At 58.0% G+C, this 15,408-nt stretch carries 13 protein-coding genes; 8 read left to right on the top strand and 5 right to left on the bottom strand.

Features of this window, described 5'->3' with window-relative positions; genetic code table 11:
• Positions 1-14: 14 nt before the first annotated feature.
• A complete protein-coding gene (locus LA304_RS11565; protein ID WP_318010693.1) occupies positions 15-1,568 on the top strand; it encodes a gamma-glutamyltransferase family protein in 1,554 nt (517 codons plus the stop codon).
• A gap of 4 nt (positions 1,569-1,572) precedes the next feature.
• The gene (locus LA304_RS11570) at positions 1,573-2,400 is read left to right on the top strand and encodes a sulfite exporter TauE/SafE family protein (protein ID WP_224503315.1); all 828 of its coding nucleotides are present in this window, start codon (positions 1,573-1,575) and stop codon (positions 2,398-2,400) included.
• A 4-nt stretch (positions 2,401-2,404) separates the two neighbouring features.
• Here LA304_RS11570 and LA304_RS11575 read toward each other — a convergent pair whose 3' ends face one another.
• The gene (locus tag LA304_RS11575; RefSeq protein ID WP_224503316.1) at positions 2,405-3,073 is read right to left on the bottom strand and encodes a GntR family transcriptional regulator; all 669 of its coding nucleotides are present in this window, start codon (positions 3,071-3,073) and stop codon (positions 2,405-2,407) included.
• A gap of 281 nt (positions 3,074-3,354) precedes the next feature.
• Between LA304_RS11575 and LA304_RS11580 the strand changes: the two genes are divergently transcribed.
• Together LA304_RS11580 and LA304_RS11590 are read left to right on the top strand one after the other, a co-directional pair.
• Positions 3,355-3,666: a hypothetical protein gene (locus LA304_RS11580; RefSeq protein WP_224503317.1), complete on the top strand. Its 312-nt coding sequence runs from the start codon at positions 3,355-3,357 to the stop codon at positions 3,664-3,666.
• Positions 3,667-4,051: 385 nt separating this feature from the next.
• Complete coding sequence (locus LA304_RS11590; protein ID WP_263491393.1) at positions 4,052-4,705, top strand: calcium-binding protein; 654 nt, start codon at positions 4,052-4,054, stop codon at positions 4,703-4,705.
• A gap of 87 nt (positions 4,706-4,792) precedes the next feature.
• On the opposite strand, the gene LA304_RS11595 is transcribed toward LA304_RS11590, so the two are convergent.
• Together LA304_RS11595 and LA304_RS11600 are read right to left on the bottom strand one after the other, a co-directional pair.
• A complete protein-coding gene (locus tag LA304_RS11595) occupies positions 4,793-5,002 on the bottom strand; it encodes a hypothetical protein (protein ID WP_224503318.1) in 210 nt (69 codons plus the stop codon).
• Between the two features lie 176 nt (positions 5,003-5,178).
• Positions 5,179-7,080, bottom strand: coding sequence for an acyl-CoA synthetase (locus LA304_RS11600; protein ID WP_224503319.1), 1,902 nt, complete (start codon positions 7,078-7,080; stop codon positions 5,179-5,181).
• 264 nt (positions 7,081-7,344) lie between these two features.
• Here LA304_RS11600 and LA304_RS11605 point away from each other — a divergent pair, with 264 nt between their 5' ends.
• Positions 7,345-8,463, top strand: a complete 1,119-nt coding sequence (locus tag LA304_RS11605) for a beta-ketoacyl-ACP synthase III (protein WP_224503320.1) — start codon at positions 7,345-7,347, stop codon at positions 8,461-8,463.
• On the opposite strand, the gene LA304_RS11610 is transcribed toward LA304_RS11605, so the two are convergent.
• The gene (locus LA304_RS11610) at positions 8,460-9,707 is read right to left on the bottom strand and encodes a DUF2254 domain-containing protein (RefSeq protein ID WP_224503321.1); all 1,248 of its coding nucleotides are present in this window, start codon (positions 9,705-9,707) and stop codon (positions 8,460-8,462) included. The two genes, LA304_RS11605 and LA304_RS11610, sit on opposite strands and share 4 nt — an antisense overlap.
• 90 nt (positions 9,708-9,797) lie before the next feature.
• Complete coding sequence (locus LA304_RS11615) at positions 9,798-11,585, bottom strand: ABC transporter transmembrane domain-containing protein (RefSeq protein WP_224503322.1); 1,788 nt, start codon at positions 11,583-11,585, stop codon at positions 9,798-9,800.
• A gap of 418 nt (positions 11,586-12,003) precedes the next feature.
• Between LA304_RS11615 and LA304_RS11620 the strand changes: the two genes are divergently transcribed.
• The 3 genes from LA304_RS11620 to LA304_RS11630 all read left to right on the top strand — a co-directional run bounded on the left by LA304_RS11620 (position 12,004) and on the right by LA304_RS11630 (position 15,010).
• Positions 12,004-13,011, top strand: coding sequence for an ABC transporter substrate-binding protein (locus tag LA304_RS11620; protein WP_224503323.1), 1,008 nt, complete (start codon positions 12,004-12,006; stop codon positions 13,009-13,011).
• Between the two features lie 72 nt (positions 13,012-13,083).
• Positions 13,084-13,971 carry an ABC transporter permease gene (locus LA304_RS11625; protein WP_224503324.1) on the top strand — a complete coding sequence of 296 codons (888 nt, stop codon included), beginning with the start codon at positions 13,084-13,086 and terminating at the stop codon, positions 13,969-13,971.
• Entirely contained in the window at positions 13,964-15,010 is a 1,047-nt protein-coding gene (locus tag LA304_RS11630; RefSeq protein WP_224503325.1) for a quaternary amine ABC transporter ATP-binding protein, read from the top strand. The genes LA304_RS11625 and LA304_RS11630 overlap by 8 nt, the downstream gene beginning before the upstream one ends.
• Positions 15,011-15,408: the final 398 nt, after the last annotated feature.

The raw sequence follows: 15,408 nt of genomic DNA on the forward strand, positions 1-15,408 counted from the left end.
GTTATAAAGGGGCCATGTCCGCCCCCCACCGTGCGGCGGCTCTTGCTGGGCGCGAGGTTTTGGAAGCCGGAGGCACTGCCATTGAGGCGATGGTCGCAGCGGCCGCCAATATTGCCGTCACCTATCCGCATATGAACGGCATCGGCGGCGACGGGTTCTGGGTGATCCATCGCCCGGGCGAAGCGCCTGTCGGAATTTCCGCCTGTGGTCAGGCTGCCGCTTTGGCGACGCCGGAGTGGTATGCCGCGCAGGGGATCACGGATGCGCTTCCGACCCGTGGCGGGATGGCGGCGTTGACCGCCCCTTGCACAATCCGTGGTTGGGGCAAGGCATTGTCGTTGGTGCCAGAAGAACGGCGCCTGCCGCTTTCGAAATTGCTCGCTTCTGCGATTGATTATGCCGAGAACGGGATGGCTGTGACGGGCAACCAGTCCCGCACGACCGCCGACAAACTCGACGGCCTGAAAGATGTGCCGGGCTTTGCGGGTCACTTCCTTCCCGACGGAAACGTCCCAGAGCCGGGTCAATTGCTGCGCCAGCCCGCCTTGGCGAAGACGCTAAAGACGCTCGCCGAGACTGGGCTCGACAGTTTCTACAGCGGTCCGATTGCAGAAGCGCATGCCAAGACATTGGAAGAGGTCGGAAGCCCGCTTCGCCTCGCCGATTTCGTAGCCTGCGAAGCAGAGATCGTGACGCCGCTCACGGTTGAGACCTCGCACGGCAAGCTCTACAACATGATCGCCCCGACGCAGGGCGTGGCCTCCCTGATGATCCTCGCTCTGTTTGATCGACTTGGTGTGACCGAGGGCGAAAGTTTTGCCCATATTCACGGCCTCGTGGAAAGCACGAAGCAGGCCTTTATCAAACGCAATGCCGAACTCGGCGATCCTCGGACGATGGAGACGCCTGCGCAGAGCTGGCTCGAAGACGAGCGCCTCGACGCAATGGCGGCAAAGATCGACCGCGAGACGGCCCTTGAGTGGCCGTATGAGCCGAAAGATGGTGATACGATCTGGATGGGGGCGGCGGATGCCGATGGCACTGTCGTGAGCTTTATCCAGAGCGTCTATTGGGAGTTCGGCTCCGGTGTGACCTGTCCGGAAACCGGCGTCTATTTTCAGAACCGCGGCGCGGGGTTTTCTCTTGCGGAGGGACCGAACCAACTTGCCCCCGGCAAGCGTCCATTCCACACGCTCAATCCGGCCTTGGCCGAACTCAATGACGGACGCGTTCTCGCCTACGGCACCATGGGCGGTGAGGGACAGCCGCAGACGCAATCCGCAGTGTTCAGCCGCTATGTGCAATTCGGCATGGATTTGCAGGAGGCGGTCACGGCCCCGCGCTGGCTTTTGGGGCGGACGTGGGGCGATGAGGCGACGTCTCTAAAACTCGAAGACAGGTTCGATCCCGCGCTTGTCGCGTCTCTCAAAGCGGCGGGCCACGATGTTGAACTGATCCCGCCCTTCTCCGATCTGGCGGGGCATGCAGGTGCTGTCCTGCGCCATCCAAACGGGCTTCTCGAAGCCGCAAGCGACCCCCGCGCAGACGGGGCAGCGCTCAGCTACTGAAACGATGACTGATATGACTTTTCTCGAACTCTTGCCGATCCTGGTCGGCGTTGTTGCCACCGCGATCCTCGCCGGTATCATGGCCGGGCTTTTGGGCGTCGGGGGTGGCATTGTGCTCGTCCCCGTCCTGTTCTGGATCCTGTCCCTGACGGATTTTCCCCCTGAGCTTACGATGCACATGGCCGTCGCGACATCTTTGGCGACGATCATTTTTACCTCCGTCTCCTCGGCGCGCGCGCATTACAAACGGGGCGGTGTCGATACCAACCTGCTCAAACTGTGGGGGCCGGGCCTCGTTCTCGGTGCGCTGAGTGGCGGCCTCGCTGCGAAATACATCGATGCGAGCGGTCTCAAGCTCATCTTCGGCGGCATTGCTCTGCTGGTCTCGATCAACATGGCGACGCCGAAAACACTCGTCCTAAGTGACCACATGCCGAAAAGCCGCGGGATCAATGTCGCGATTTCCTATGTGGTGGGCGGGTTCTCTTCGTTGATGGGGATCGGGGGTGGCACGCTATCTGTGCCGATCCTGAGCGCGTTCTCATTCGAAATCCGCCGCGCCGTGGGAACGGCGTCGGCCTTTGGTATCCTGATCGCCATTCCGGCAGTGATCGGATTTGTCGTCTCAGGCATGGGAACACCGGATCGCCCGCCGTTCTCGCTCGGGTTCGTTAGCGTGCCCGCCGCGCTTCTGATCCTACCGTTCACCGTCAGCTTCGCGCCGGTGGGCGCCGCACTCGCGCACAAACTGGATGGCAAATGGATCAAGCGCGCTTTTGCGGTGTTCCTCGCCATTACGGCATTCCGCATGTTGTCCAGCGCGCTGACCTGACCCGTCAGGACATTGTGGTGATGACTTCTGCGGCGGCGCTCATGAGGTGCCGCCGCAATGCTTTTTCCGCGCGTTTCGATTCACGGTCGAGCAGGGCGGAGACAATGGCCTCATGCTCGGTGTTGGAGCGCTTCATGCGCGTATGGCTTTTGAGCTGCGATTTACGGAACGGCGCTAGTTTCAGCCGAAGCTGGTTCGCGAGTTCGATCAATTCGGCGTTGTGCGAGGACTGGAAAATGAGCTGATGGAATTGGGAGTTCACGGCCTCATACGCGGTTGCATCGCCGCTCTCGGCCAAATCTGACATACGTTTGTGCAAACCTTCGAGTTCGATGCGCTCGCTCACCGTCATACGCTCCGCCGCGAACCTTCCGCAGAGAGCCTCGATTTCGCCCATGGCCTCAAACATTTCTTCGATGCGCTCTTTGGTGATGTCGACAACAAGAACCCCGCGATAGGGGACCCGCTCGGCCAGAGAACGCGAGACAAGCTCGTGCAACGCCTCTCGGATTGGCGTGCGTGAGACGCCAAACCGTTTGGTGAGTGTCTGCTCATCAAGCTTTTCTCCCGCCTTGATCGTACCGTCCACGATTTCAGTCTCCAGTTGAGCAGCAATCGAAGTGCTGTGGAGTTCTCGAGGCGTTGATTTTGAACTGATCGCGGAGTCTTGCATTGCGGCGCGTTTCTTTGCTGATGAGCGATTTTATCGTTACAATTGTAGAAACACGGGCGATTTTTGACAATGCAGTTCCCTGTCAACATCAGTGCAATCACATGGAAATCTGAAAATCTGAGATGCGACTGCAAACCGTTTGCGCAGATCGCATAAGAGGCGCTTTACCAGCTGCCGCGGGATCTCTTAGGGACCGAGGGGGAAGGCGGTGCTAGCCCAGAGGCGTGGTGTGCTTGATCTTAGTCATGGATCGCTGCGCTGGCCTGCGTGAGGATCAACAGATGCACGCATCTGAAGTGATCTTTGACCTGACCCGTGTCGGCGCTGCGATGTTCGTCCTGCTCGCGTTGCAGTGGATTCTGCAGGGTATCTACTGGCTGTGCTCGTCAGGGGACTGGACGAATTCCGTCCGTGCGATTGTCCTATGGGGTGTCTCTGCCAGTGCCTTCTTGATTGTCGGTCACATTTTGAGTTGGCAACTCTGGCAACTCGACGGCGTAGAGCGCCCATTCCCAGCAGAACATATCGCTTCGATCGCCGGTGCGACGCCGTTTGCAATTCTGGTGCGGATTGTCTTCTCTGCATCTTCCTAAGATGCGGAAGATTTGTCGTAGTGCTTACTTGGTGGGGCGTGTCGGATGGCGTCTCGAGAGCAGTCTACTGGCGCCGTATAGCCTCCTTCGTCATCGGGCTTATTGGGGGCGAACCGAACCTCAGCTCAGCGGCGCAACGTCGAATCGCCATCGTCGCTTTGCGCCTCATATGTGCGTGTGTTTGTTTTCGAAGGCTCTCAATGGAGTTGCGCCAATTGATTTGGCGAAATTTCGGAAGATTTTCCTGACGCGAGGTCAACATTTACGCCCTTTTGAGCCCTGGCGCGCCTCAAAGCCAACTATAGTTTGATCGAAAGTCCGTGTTCTGCTAGCCAAAAGGTGTTTTTTGATACTGGTTTTGTTGTTTCCCGGGGGGGGAGTGCGCATGGATTATCGTGGAACCAAAGGTCGCGATATCATTGAAGGGACTATCTGGGATGACCGCCTTCTTTTGGAAGGGGGCTCGGATATCGGGAGCGGCAAAAGCGGTAACGATACCATCCGTGGCAACAACGGCAGTGACACCCTAATCGGCGGTCGGGGCGATGATGTGCTCTACGGAGGCGGGTCAAACGACCGGCACCCTCTGGAGGATGGCGAGCACGGCAACGATGGCGACGATATCCTTTATGGCGGGAGCGGAGATGACCTCCTTTTCGGCGGCGCGGATTCAGATACGCTGAGAGGTGGAGATGATGATGACACGCTGGTCGGGGGGAGCGGCAACGATTGGCTCTCCGGTGGAGCCGGTGCAGATGTCTTTATGTTTCTGGAAGTGGCGCAGGATCGAGACAAGATCGTCGATTTCGAGCAAGGCCTCGATGTAATCGACCTGTCACGTATTGATACATCTCAGTTGACATTCCGCGGCGAACTCGAAGACGTCGGGGACGGACGTATTCGCCCGTTTTCCGTCAATTACTATGTCGCGGATGACAAAACTGTCATCGGTGTTGAGGCGACTGGGGACCGACGACCGGATCTCACGATCGTTCTGACGGGTGAGTTCTCACTGACGGCCGACGATTTCATCCTTTAAAGCACCTCTGGTTCAGGCGCTTCCGGTAAATGCACCGAGACCTGCCCACTATGCACTGCAATGAGCACTTCTTGCGCCGGGTTTTCCTTACGCGATCGCGCTGTCCGGGTCTGATGGAACGCCATCGGTTTCTTCCGCGTGAAGGCCGTAGAGCACCAAGGCGGCAAACAAGAGCGACAAGCTACCTGCAAACGAGAAGAGCGGCAGGGCAACCCACAGCGGAGCACCGAGCCAAAGGCTCAAGCCGGTCACAGCCAGAGCAGAACATAGTGAAATCATGATAAGTGCGGCGATCACGGATGTCTCCTTTCGGTTCCGGCATGCGGTGCACCCCAAGCGCAGCCCTGTTGCCGTTTGACTGCACCCTTGTTGCCAGAGCGAGTGTTAAGGAGAGGTAAATCTGTCGATGATCAAAAGTTAAAGTTTGAAAGGTTTACGGCGCCACCGAAGCGTGCGTCGATGGCGCCAGTGTCTTAATCCTCGGCCCATTCCCAAGGGCGAGTGAAGCTGCCGAGCACGCGTTCTAATGCGTCCTGTTCCGATTTGGCCGATGGGTCGATGCGCGCGACGAGCCCACGCTTTTTATCGTCAATGACGCTCACGACCCGCGCACTCAGACCGTCGCTCTCAAGCGCCGCATTGTAGACGCGTGTGATCGCCCGTTTGCGCAGGTCAGGCTTGAAAACCTTGCCCACGGCCGTCTTCGGCAATTCGTCCAGAATCTCTACGTGTTTCGGAATTGCGGCGCGCTCATGAATGTGGATTTTCGCGTAGGACTGCAGTTCCTCTGCTGTGACAGCCGCTCCTTCGACGAGTTCGACATAGGCACAAGGTAGCTCGCCCGAATGGGCATCCGGCTGACCAATTGCACCGACCATGGCGACGGCCTCATGGCCGGCAAGTGCCTCTTCGATTTCCGCCGGATCAATGTTGTGCCCGCCGCGGATAATCAGATCCTTTGCGCGCCCTGTGATCCAGAGGTAGCCGTCCGCGTCGATCCGACCGAGATCGCCCGTTCTGAGATAGATGTCATGATGGAAGAGGTCGTGGTTCTTGTCCTTTTCCGTGTAGGTCGACCCCTCGAAAACACCGGGGTTGTCGATGCAAATCTCGCCGACTTCATCGGTGCCGCATTCGACAGGGCCATCTGGCGTTGCTCTGAGAATTTTGACGTCGGTGTGCGGGAAGGGAATGCCGACAGAGCCAATTTTTTTCTGTCCGCCGATCGGGTTCACAGAGACGAGACAGGTGGCCTCGGTCAGGCCGTAGCCTTCAATGATTTCGACACCCGCTGCGGCTTCGAACCGTTTGTAGAGTTCGACGGGCAGGGGGGATGAGCCGGAGAACGCCATTTTCACAGAGGAGATGTCGGCATCAACGGGGCGTTGCATGAGGGCGGAGATCGCCGTCGGCACCGAGATGATGAAAGAGATTTTCCACCGCTCGCAGAGCTTCCAGAAATTATCAAAAACGCCGTCGCCACGATAGCCCGCTGGAGTGGGATAGACGCCGTGCGCACCAGAGGCCAACTGGCTCATGACGATCACGTGGCAGGCGAATACATGAAAGAGCGGCAGAGGACACATGATGTTGTCCGTCTCGTCGAACAGCAGTCGGGATCCGAGCCAGCCGTTATACATCATGCCCGAGTATTTGTGCTGCGCGACCTTCGGCATGCCGGTCGTGCCGCCCGTGTGGAAGTATGCGGCAACGCGGTCGGACTGGCTGTCCGCAAAGGTCAGTTTGTCACTGGGGTATTTGGCCATCTCGGCGTTGAAATCGAGCAAGTCAGCATGGTGTGCGGCTGCATCCGGATTTTTCGGGCGAATGAGCGGAACGATCCATTTTTTCGGCGGAGTCAGGTAGCGCAGGAGATCGACTTCGAGCACTGTGTTCACGTTGGGCGCGTGTCGCACCGCCTCGGCCACTTTCTGCGCGACATCCGTTTTCGGAAAGCTCTTGAGCGTCACGACCACCTTGGCGTTCGTCTCGCGCAGGATTGCGGCGATCTGCTCCGGCTCTAGCAGGGGGTTGATCGGGTTCACGATCCCCGCCACCATGCCCGCGAGGAAGGTCACAACGGTCTCGTTCGCGTTTGGCAGAATATACGCAATCACATCCGTTTCACCGACACCGAGCGCGCGGAACATGTTTGCGGCCTGCGTCACCTGCTTGTGCGTTTCCTGCCAGGTGAGCGTCTCTGCCTTGTCCTTGGCGCCAGAGGTAATCTGGTAGGAGAAGGCGGGGCGATTGGGGAACTTGCGCGCGGTCTCGGAGAGGCGTTCATAGATTGTGACGGGGATGTCGCGTTGTTCCCAAGGCATCTCCGCGTCGATCGCGTGCCGCGCACTCAATGAACTAAAATCTGATGGCATAATGTCCTCCCATAACCCTTTTCGGGCCTGCTAACCGACTGCGTTCAAACAGTTCGATCACTCCTCGACTGTATTTTGAGGAGAAACCAAATGCCGTGCAAGAGCGCCCGTCCGCTCATGGCGGCCGGAAACGCAGCGTCATCCTAACAGGTGAACGTAAAGACGCCACGTCACGTTTGCAGTTTTCCGGTTTGGGGTGATGGACGCCCATTTTGCGCGGACCTAAGTTGCCACGGACAGAGGTTTCTGTGACGGAGGACTGGCATGCAAGAGGTTGTGATCAGCGGGACGGGTGTCTTTACGCCGCCGCATTCGATTTCGAATGACGAACTGGTAGAGGCCTTCAACGCCTACGTCGATCTCTACAACGCAAAGCACCTTGCAGAGATTGCATCTGGGGAGGTTGAGGCGAAAACCTATTCCTCGTCGGACTTTATTTACGCGGCCTCCGGCATCGAGAGCCGCTTTGTCATGGAAAAAGCCGGCATCCTCGACCCGACGCGTATGTGCCCTCGCTACGATCCGCGACCTGATGATCAACCGTCGATGATGGCGGAGATGGCCCGTGAGGCAGCGCAGGTGGCTCTCGCTGAGGCAGAGATTGATGCCGCCGATATCGATCTGATCCTCTGCGCTGCCTCCAATATGGAACGCGCTTATCCCGCGATGGCGGTGGAGATACAGGCGCTTCTCGGGGCAGGGGGCTTTGCGTTCGACATGAATGTCGCCTGCTCGTCCGCGACCTTCGGCATTCAAACGGCGGCGGATATGATCAAGTCGGGGTCGATCCAGCGGGCGCTTGTGCTTTGTCCGGAAATCACGTCCGGCCATCTCGAATGGCGCGATCGGGACTGCCACTTCATCTTCGGGGATGTCGCTACTGCAGTTCTGCTCGAGGCTGCCGATGTCGCCAAACGACCTCAGTTCAAGCTGCGTTCCACCCGTTGCGCGACGCGGTTCTCCAACAACATCCGCAACAACAACGGCTTCTTGCGGCGCGCACACGATCAGATGGAAGACCGGCGAGATATGCAATTCATGCAGAACGGGCGTAAAGTCTTCAAAGAGGTGCTTCCGCTCGTCTCTGACCATATCGCCAAACATCTTGAGGACGAGGGCCATGATGCGACGGGGCTGAAACGGCTGTGGCTCCATCAGGCGAACAAAACGATGAATGATTACATTGGGAGAAAGGTGCTCGGACGCGTTCCTACCCCTGAGGAGCAACCGAACATTTTGAAGGACTACGCCAATACCTCGTCCGCTGGCTCCATCATCGCCTTCGCGCAGAACAAGGACGGGCTGAGCGCAGGTGATCTCGGGTTGATCTGTTCGTTTGGCGCTGGCTACTCAGTCGGGTCTGTCGTGGTCGAGGCGCTTTAATCGAGGCGGAAGGCCTCTCTCAGACGCGCTTTCTCTGTGTCGAGCGGCTGCGCTTGCTCCGCATAGTCCAGAGTGCGACGCGCCATATCGCGTGCGGCTGAGGCGATGTTTTCGTCTTTAAGGCCGGCGAGACAGGCGAGATGTTTGAGCATGATCTCCGAAACTTCAACGACACCTGCGCCGTCGCGGGCGGTGGCGGCAAAGGCCGCTTCGATGAAGTCGTGATAGGTGTGCGGTGGGCAAAACACCTTTGTATGCCTGACGGGCGTGGCCTCGATATGTACGGCGTCCCAGAGTAGCCCCGACAGACGGGTGACGGCCTCAATCGCCGTGCCCGGATCGTTCACACCCGGCGAAAGCGCTTTCGACGAGATTTCGGACAGGGTCATGAGGCTGAAGACCGGATCCACCTCATCCGTCCGGTCCGGTCCGATGACGAAGGCTTTCGCCATTTCCTTGCGCGTGTCTTCCGACACGGGGCCCGCGACTTGTGCGAGCATCTGTCCTTCAAAGACAAAGGTCCCGGGGCGGTGCAGTATGTAAACAAGGCCGTCAGCCCCCGCGCAGCCGTTGAGGTCAGCCATGTCGATGAGCTGGATGTAGCCCGTTCTGCGGCTGAGCACCGGCGTGGTGTCCTCCGGGAGAATGGTCTCGGATGTGAGCGGGTTTGCGTGTAGCGACGGGGCGCGGCGGGCGGTTAAGAGGCCCCTGCGCGCCGCGTCGGTCGCGATGTCGAGACTGTTGTCGAGGCTCCCTAGGTGGCTCAGATGCTCAATCCATCGCAGCATAGCCACGATGATGATCGCGATGACGAGCACGGTGATGGCCAGCACAACGATGGCCTCCTCATCACCATAAAATCCCGCGCGGAAGAGGATGATGGTGGTCAGCGCGAAGATGAATGCGCCGATGAAGGCGGAAAGCACGGATTGCGTTGTCGTGTCCTGACGCAAGAGACGGTGGACACGCGGGGTCGAGGCGGTTGCAGCAGAGGTGTGCGCACTGACCATGACGTTAAGGGAGAAGGTGGATACCGCAAGCATAGACGACGCGAGGATCGTCAGCACGGGCATCACAGCGTTTGCATCGACGCGGCCGGAAAGTGTCTCGGGCAGATACGCACGCAAAAAGAGCGTGATCAGAGAAATCGCGAGCGATAGGAGGGCATAGAGCGTCACGCGCAGCCAGAGCGCATGGTAATACCGCCGGAAGATCAGAAGCGGCATCCTCAGAACATCAAACATGCGGCCTCCACTTTCCTCTTTACGAGATCAATGTAGAGGGTCGGCAGCGTGGATCAACATTTCTGATGATCCACGCGGTGTGATGTTGTCTTAACCAGCGTTGGTAAATTGCAGTCGGGCGAGGCGCGCGTAGAGGCCGTCTTGTGCCACGAGTTCGTCATGCGTGCCGGTGGCGACGATCTTGCCGTCATCAAAGACGATGATGCGATCGGCCTTTTTAACGGTTGCGAGACGGTGCGCAATGATGAGCGTTGTGCGGGTGCGGGCCATGTCTTCGACGGCCTTCTGGACGGCCATCTCGCTCTCGGAGTCGAGGGCAGAGGTGGCCTCATCCAGCAATAGGATCGGTGCATCGCGCAAGATCGCACGCGCAATCGCAACGCGCTGTTTCTGACCACCGGAGAGCATGATGCCGCGCTCGCCGACGTAGGAATCGTAGCCTTCGGGTAGTTTGGAGAGGAACGCGTCAGCGGCTGCGGATTTTGCGGCGGCGATGACGTCTTCAATCGGCGCGTCTTTCTGGCCGAAACGGATGTTATCTGCAGCAGAGGCAGCGAATATCACCGGATCCTGCGGCACGAGCGCGATATGACGACGGAAATCAGCGCGCGCCATTTCGGAAAGGGGCACACCGTCAATGGAGACTACACCGGATTGCGGATCATAGAAACGCTGAAGCAATTGAATGATTGTCGACTTGCCTGCGCCGGACGGGCCGACGAGGGCCACGGTCTCTCCCGGAGCAATCTCGAAGGATACTCCATCGAGCGCTGGGTGATGCGGGCGGGACGGATAGAAGAAACGCACATCCTTGAACGCAATGGCACCTTGGGCCGGTTCGGGAAGGGGGCGCGGGTTCGCCGGATCCTTGACCGGATCGTCCGCACCGAGGAGTTCGATCAGGCGCTCTGTGGCACCGGCCGCACGCTGCAATTCGCTCCAGATTTCGGAGAGCGCACCAGCGGCCCCGGCGACCATCATGGCGTAGATCACAAATTGGACGAGTTCGCCGATGGTCATGATGTCATTGCGGACGTCGCGCGCGCCGATCCAGAGGACGCCGACCACGCCGGAGAAAATGAGCGCGATAACAATGATCGTCATCAGCGCGCGGGTCTTGATACGGGTCAGCGCGGAGCCAAAGCTCTTCTCCGTGACGAGATCAAACCGGTCGGCCTCACTGGCTTCCGCAGTAAAGGCTTGCACCGTTTGCGCAGACAGGAGCGTCTCAGACGCCGTGCCGGAAGACGATGCGATCCATTCCTGGTTTTCGCGAGACAAAACGCGGAGGCGGCGACCAAGGACGATGATCGGAATGAGCACAGCCGGAACGATCAGCAGGACGAGGCCCGTGAGCTTCGTCGACGTGATCAACATGAGGATCAACCCGCCAAACATGATGAGCGCGTTTCGCAGCGCGACAGAGATGGACGAACCGATCACCGATAGAATGAGGGTCGTGTCCGTCGTGATGCGCGAGAGCACCTCACCGGTCATGATGTTCTCGAAGAATGCAGGCGACATGCGGATCATGCGTCCGAAGACCGCTTTGCGGATGTCGGCAACCACGCGCTCGCCCAGACGGGTCACGAGGTAGTAGCGCATTCCCGTGCCGAGCGCCAAAAGCCCTGCAATCATCAGCGCCGCGCCGAAGTATTGATCGAGAAGGACGACACCTGCGTTCTGGAACCCGTCAACAACGCGACGGACCGCGAGCGGCAGTGTCAGAGAAATGCATGCCGTAATGACGAGCGCCACGAGGGCCGCCAGCATCAGCGCTTTGTAGGGCCGGATGAACGGCCAAAGCTCACGCAGCGCGCCGATACGTTTGGATTTCTCGCGTTCGGCGGCATCCGTGAGTGTGCGGTCGGCGGCCATGTGCTGTCCTTCTATATGTAGAGTGCGCTATTCGGGTGCGTGACTGATAGTCTGCCGCCTCTCACGGTGCAACAATTCTGGGTCTGACGTTATGTATGTGCGTAGAACATAAGCAGTTTTTTTGCCAAAATCGGACTTTTGCGACACATTCAAGAGTAAATATGCGTCTAGCCCTTTGTGACATTTTGCCAACTTGGTTGCAACGCTTGGGGCAATATGTTGGTTTGTGCCCACGCTCCGCCGGATCGTGCCTGAAAATTCCTTAACAGGGATAGGAAGAATGGGCGCCTCTTACACAGTAAGAGACACGATAACAAGTGCGGAGAAATCGCCCAATTCGGGGTGGTGACCGGCCTGGATATTGACCCTTCGGGTTCCAGATCGGCGAACACACACGAAGTAAGCGGGAGTCCCCCTTATGAATAAGACTAAAAAAATTGCGGCCAGTGTTCTGGTCCTCGGCACTGTTGCCGGCGGCGCTTTCGCCGATGAATGTGGTGATGTCACCATTGCTGAGATGAACTGGTCCTCGGCCTCTTTGATGGCCAACGTGGATGCAATCATCCTCGAGGAAGGCTACGGCTGTGATGTTGATATCATCAACGGCGACACGACGCCGACCTTTACCTCTATGAATGAAAAGGGCGAGCCGGATCTGGCGCCCGAACTCTGGATCAATGCCGTCCGCGAACCGCTCTACGCAGCACTGGACGAAGGCAGCCTGGTTTCTGCTGTGAAAGGCCCGATTACCGGCCTCGGCGAAGGCTGGTGGGTCACGAAGAAGTTCAAAGAAGATCACCCTGAAATCGATACCGTCGAAAAGATGCTCGCGCATCCGGAACTCGTTCCCTACATCGAGGACGAAAGCAAAGGCGCCTTTATGGGCTGCCCGGCCGGCTGGGGTTGTCAGCTTGTGAACGCCAACCTGTTCCGTGCATTCGATATGGAAGAAAAGGGCTGGACGCTCGTCGATCCGGGCTCTGCCGCAGGTCTCGACGGCTCTATCGCTAAAGCGGTTGATCGTGATGAGCCGTGGTTCGGCTACTACTGGTCGCCCACTGCTATCATCGGCAAGTACGACCTGCAGATGCTGCCGTTCGAAGCTGAATTTGCGGGTGCCGACAACTGGGACGGTTGTATGGTGAAATCCGTCGACGAATGTGCCGACCCGCAGCCGTCGAGCTGGACTGAGTCCGAAGTTCACTCCATCGCCACTGCCGAATTTGCAGAGAGCAATCCGGTCGTGATGGGCTACCTCCAGAACCGCGTGTTCCCTGGATCGGAAATGAACGCGATGCTGGTTTACATGAACGAGAACCAGGCAACGGGTGAAGACGCTGCCTACGAATTCCTTGCGACCAAAGAAGATGTCTGGGGCGCATGGGTTCCTGAAGATGTCGCCGAAAAAATCAAAGACGCTCTCTAAGCGCCTTTGAGATGAATTCGGAGGGGTCACATCCACAAGATGTGGCCCCAACGCTTATAAAAGGACATCTTTATGGACTGGCTTGTAGAATTCCCGTCGTTGGGTCGTCGCGACCTCTCGACGATGCGCCAAGCGATTGATGACGGCTTCCGTACGTTCTCTCGCGCTTTTGGCGACGATCTGGAGGCATTCTTTATGCCTCTGCTTAAATTCCTCATCTGGTTTGAGGATCTTTTGACCGAAGCACCATGGCCGCTTGTTATCGGTGCGGTTGCGCTTCTGGCTTGGCTCGGGGCACGGAGTTGGAAAATCACCGGCGGCACGATCGTCGCGTTTCTTGTCATCGGTTATTTTGGCATGTGGGAAGACACAATGGCGACGCTCGCCATGATCTCTGTCGCCACATTCCTATGTATCGCGGTTGGCATCCCCATTGGCATCCTGATGGCGCGGTCGAACATCGCGCAGCGGATCGTGACACCGATCCTCGACGTGATGCAGACCATCCCCTCGTTCGTTTATCTGATCCCCGTGGTGATGCTCTTGGGGATTGGTAAAGTGCCTGGTCTCTTGGCGGTGTGCATCTATGCTATTCCGCCCATCGTGCGCCTCACAAACCTCGGCATCCGTCTGGTTGACGCAGATGTCATGGAAGCCGCGGACGCCTTTGGCGCCTCGCCGCGTGAGAAACTCTTTGGCGTCCAGATCCCTCTCGCGCTTCCGAATATCTTTGCGGGGGTGAACCAGACAATCATGATGGCGCTCTCTATGGTGGTGATCGCGTCGATGATTGGTGTGAAGGGCCTCGGGACACCGGTGCTGCGCGCAATCTCGAACCAATATCTGGCGCTCGGCCTGATGAACGGCCTTGCGATTGTCGCGCTCGCCATCATATTCGACCGCGTCAGCCAAACCTACGGCAAACGCCTGCAATCTTATCGGGAGTCAGGTCATGGCTGAGGTAAAAGTATCCATCCGCAATCTCTATAAGATCTTCGGAGATACGCCGGAAAAAGCGCTCGAACATGTGAAGGCAGGGATGACTAAGCCGGAGTTGATGGACCAGCAGAGCCATGCGCTCGGTCTCAACAACATCAACCTCGATATTCCTGCAAAGGGCATTCAGGTCATCATGGGCCTTTCCGGGTCGGGCAAGTCGACGCTCATCCGCCACCTCAACCGACTGATCGAGCCGACGTCTGGTGAGATCTGGATCGATGGTGAGGATGTGCTCGCTATGGACGCGAAACAGCTTCGCGACCTGCGCCGGTTCAAGATGTCGATGGTCTTCCAGAAATTCGGCCTGCTGCCGCACCGCACGGTGCTGGAGAATGCGCTCTATGGTCTGGAGATTCAGGGTGTCGCGGCGAAAGAGGCCGAGGAGAGTGCCCGCAAGTGGCTCGACCGCGTCGGCCTTGCCGGGTTTGAGGAACAGTATCCGTCCCAGCTTTCCGGCGGTCAGCAACAGCGCGTCGGCCTCGCAAGGGCGCTCGCAACGGACGCGGACATTCTCCTTATGGACGAAGCCTTCTCCGCACTCGATCCGCTCATCCGCACGGACATGCAGTCCATTCTGCTCGAGTTGCAGGAAGAGCTGCACAAGACAATCATCTTCATCACCCACGATCTCGATGAAGCTCTGAACATCGCCGACGGTATTGCGATCTTGCGCGATGGCGAAATCATCCAGTCGGGTGACCCGCAGGATATCATCATGAAGCCGGCCGATGCCTACATCACGGACTTCATCAAAGACATCAACCGCGCCAAAGTTGTTCGTCTGCGCTCTATCGCACGCAAGGGCGAAACCGGAGCAGGAGAGACGTTGAGGGGCGGTATGTCCATCGAGCAAGCGCTGCCGATGCTGACCCGCGCTTCGGATCACACCTGTCCGGTCGTCTCTCGAACCGGAGAGCCACTTGGTGCTGTGAAGCTCGATGATGCGATCAATGCTCTGAAGCCGATCGAAAGTGAAGGCGACGACGTGCGATATGCGTAAGCGCATCACAGGTCACTGAGAGACTCTAAGAGGGCGGGGATTTTCCCGCCCTTTTTATTTTTGTGAGATTCTGGCGTTCGGAATCGCCGATTCAGAGCCGCGACGCGGGGGATTTCGGCGAAAATCCGAGTCGTTTCAGTGTTGAACGGGCCATCTGAAGGGGCGATTCAGTGAGTTGCGCGGCTTTGAAGCCAAAACGCAGCGCATTCGAAGATGCGCCCAGACAGTAAATTCACATCGAAATGCCCACAAAATAAGGCGTCCCATAGAAAAGAGCGCAAAGAATGACAGTTTTTTAAAAAAAGCGCTTGCGCCCACCCCGCACTCGCCTTAGAACCCCCTTCACCGGCGGCGCTGAGGCGCACGGCGGGACGGACGGAACGACGAAGCGGACGCTT

This window comes from Celeribacter litoreus, from assembly GCF_020165855.1.
Classification (GTDB): domain Bacteria; phylum Pseudomonadota; class Alphaproteobacteria; order Rhodobacterales; family Rhodobacteraceae; genus Celeribacter; species Celeribacter litoreus.

Excerpts from the sequence above, each read along its gene's own strand:
- LA304_RS11605 (WP_224503320.1), top strand. The coding sequence starts at position 7,345 with ATGCAAGAGGTTGTGATCAGCGGGACGGGTGTCTTTACGCCGCCGCAT.
- LA304_RS11610 (WP_224503321.1), bottom strand. The coding sequence starts at position 9,707 with ATGTTTGATGTTCTGAGGATGCCGCTTCTGATCTTCCGGCGGTATTAC.
- LA304_RS11620 (WP_224503323.1), top strand. The coding sequence starts at position 12,004 with ATGAATAAGACTAAAAAAATTGCGGCCAGTGTTCTGGTCCTCGGCACT.
- LA304_RS11625 (WP_224503324.1), top strand. The coding sequence starts at position 13,084 with ATGGACTGGCTTGTAGAATTCCCGTCGTTGGGTCGTCGCGACCTCTCG.
- LA304_RS11600 (WP_224503319.1), bottom strand. The coding sequence starts at position 7,080 with ATGCCATCAGATTTTAGTTCATTGAGTGCGCGGCACGCGATCGACGCG.
- LA304_RS11630 (WP_224503325.1), top strand. The coding sequence starts at position 13,964 with ATGGCTGAGGTAAAAGTATCCATCCGCAATCTCTATAAGATCTTCGGA.
- LA304_RS11565 (WP_318010693.1), top strand. The coding sequence starts at position 15 with ATGTCCGCCCCCCACCGTGCGGCGGCTCTTGCTGGGCGCGAGGTTTTG.
- LA304_RS11615 (WP_224503322.1), bottom strand. The coding sequence starts at position 11,585 with ATGGCCGCCGACCGCACACTCACGGATGCCGCCGAACGCGAGAAATCC.
- LA304_RS11570 (WP_224503315.1), top strand. The coding sequence starts at position 1,573 with ATGACTGATATGACTTTTCTCGAACTCTTGCCGATCCTGGTCGGCGTT.
- LA304_RS11590 (WP_263491393.1), top strand. The coding sequence starts at position 4,052 with ATGGATTATCGTGGAACCAAAGGTCGCGATATCATTGAAGGGACTATC.
- LA304_RS11575 (WP_224503316.1), bottom strand. The coding sequence starts at position 3,073 with ATGCAAGACTCCGCGATCAGTTCAAAATCAACGCCTCGAGAACTCCAC.
- LA304_RS11580 (WP_224503317.1), top strand. The coding sequence starts at position 3,355 with ATGCACGCATCTGAAGTGATCTTTGACCTGACCCGTGTCGGCGCTGCG.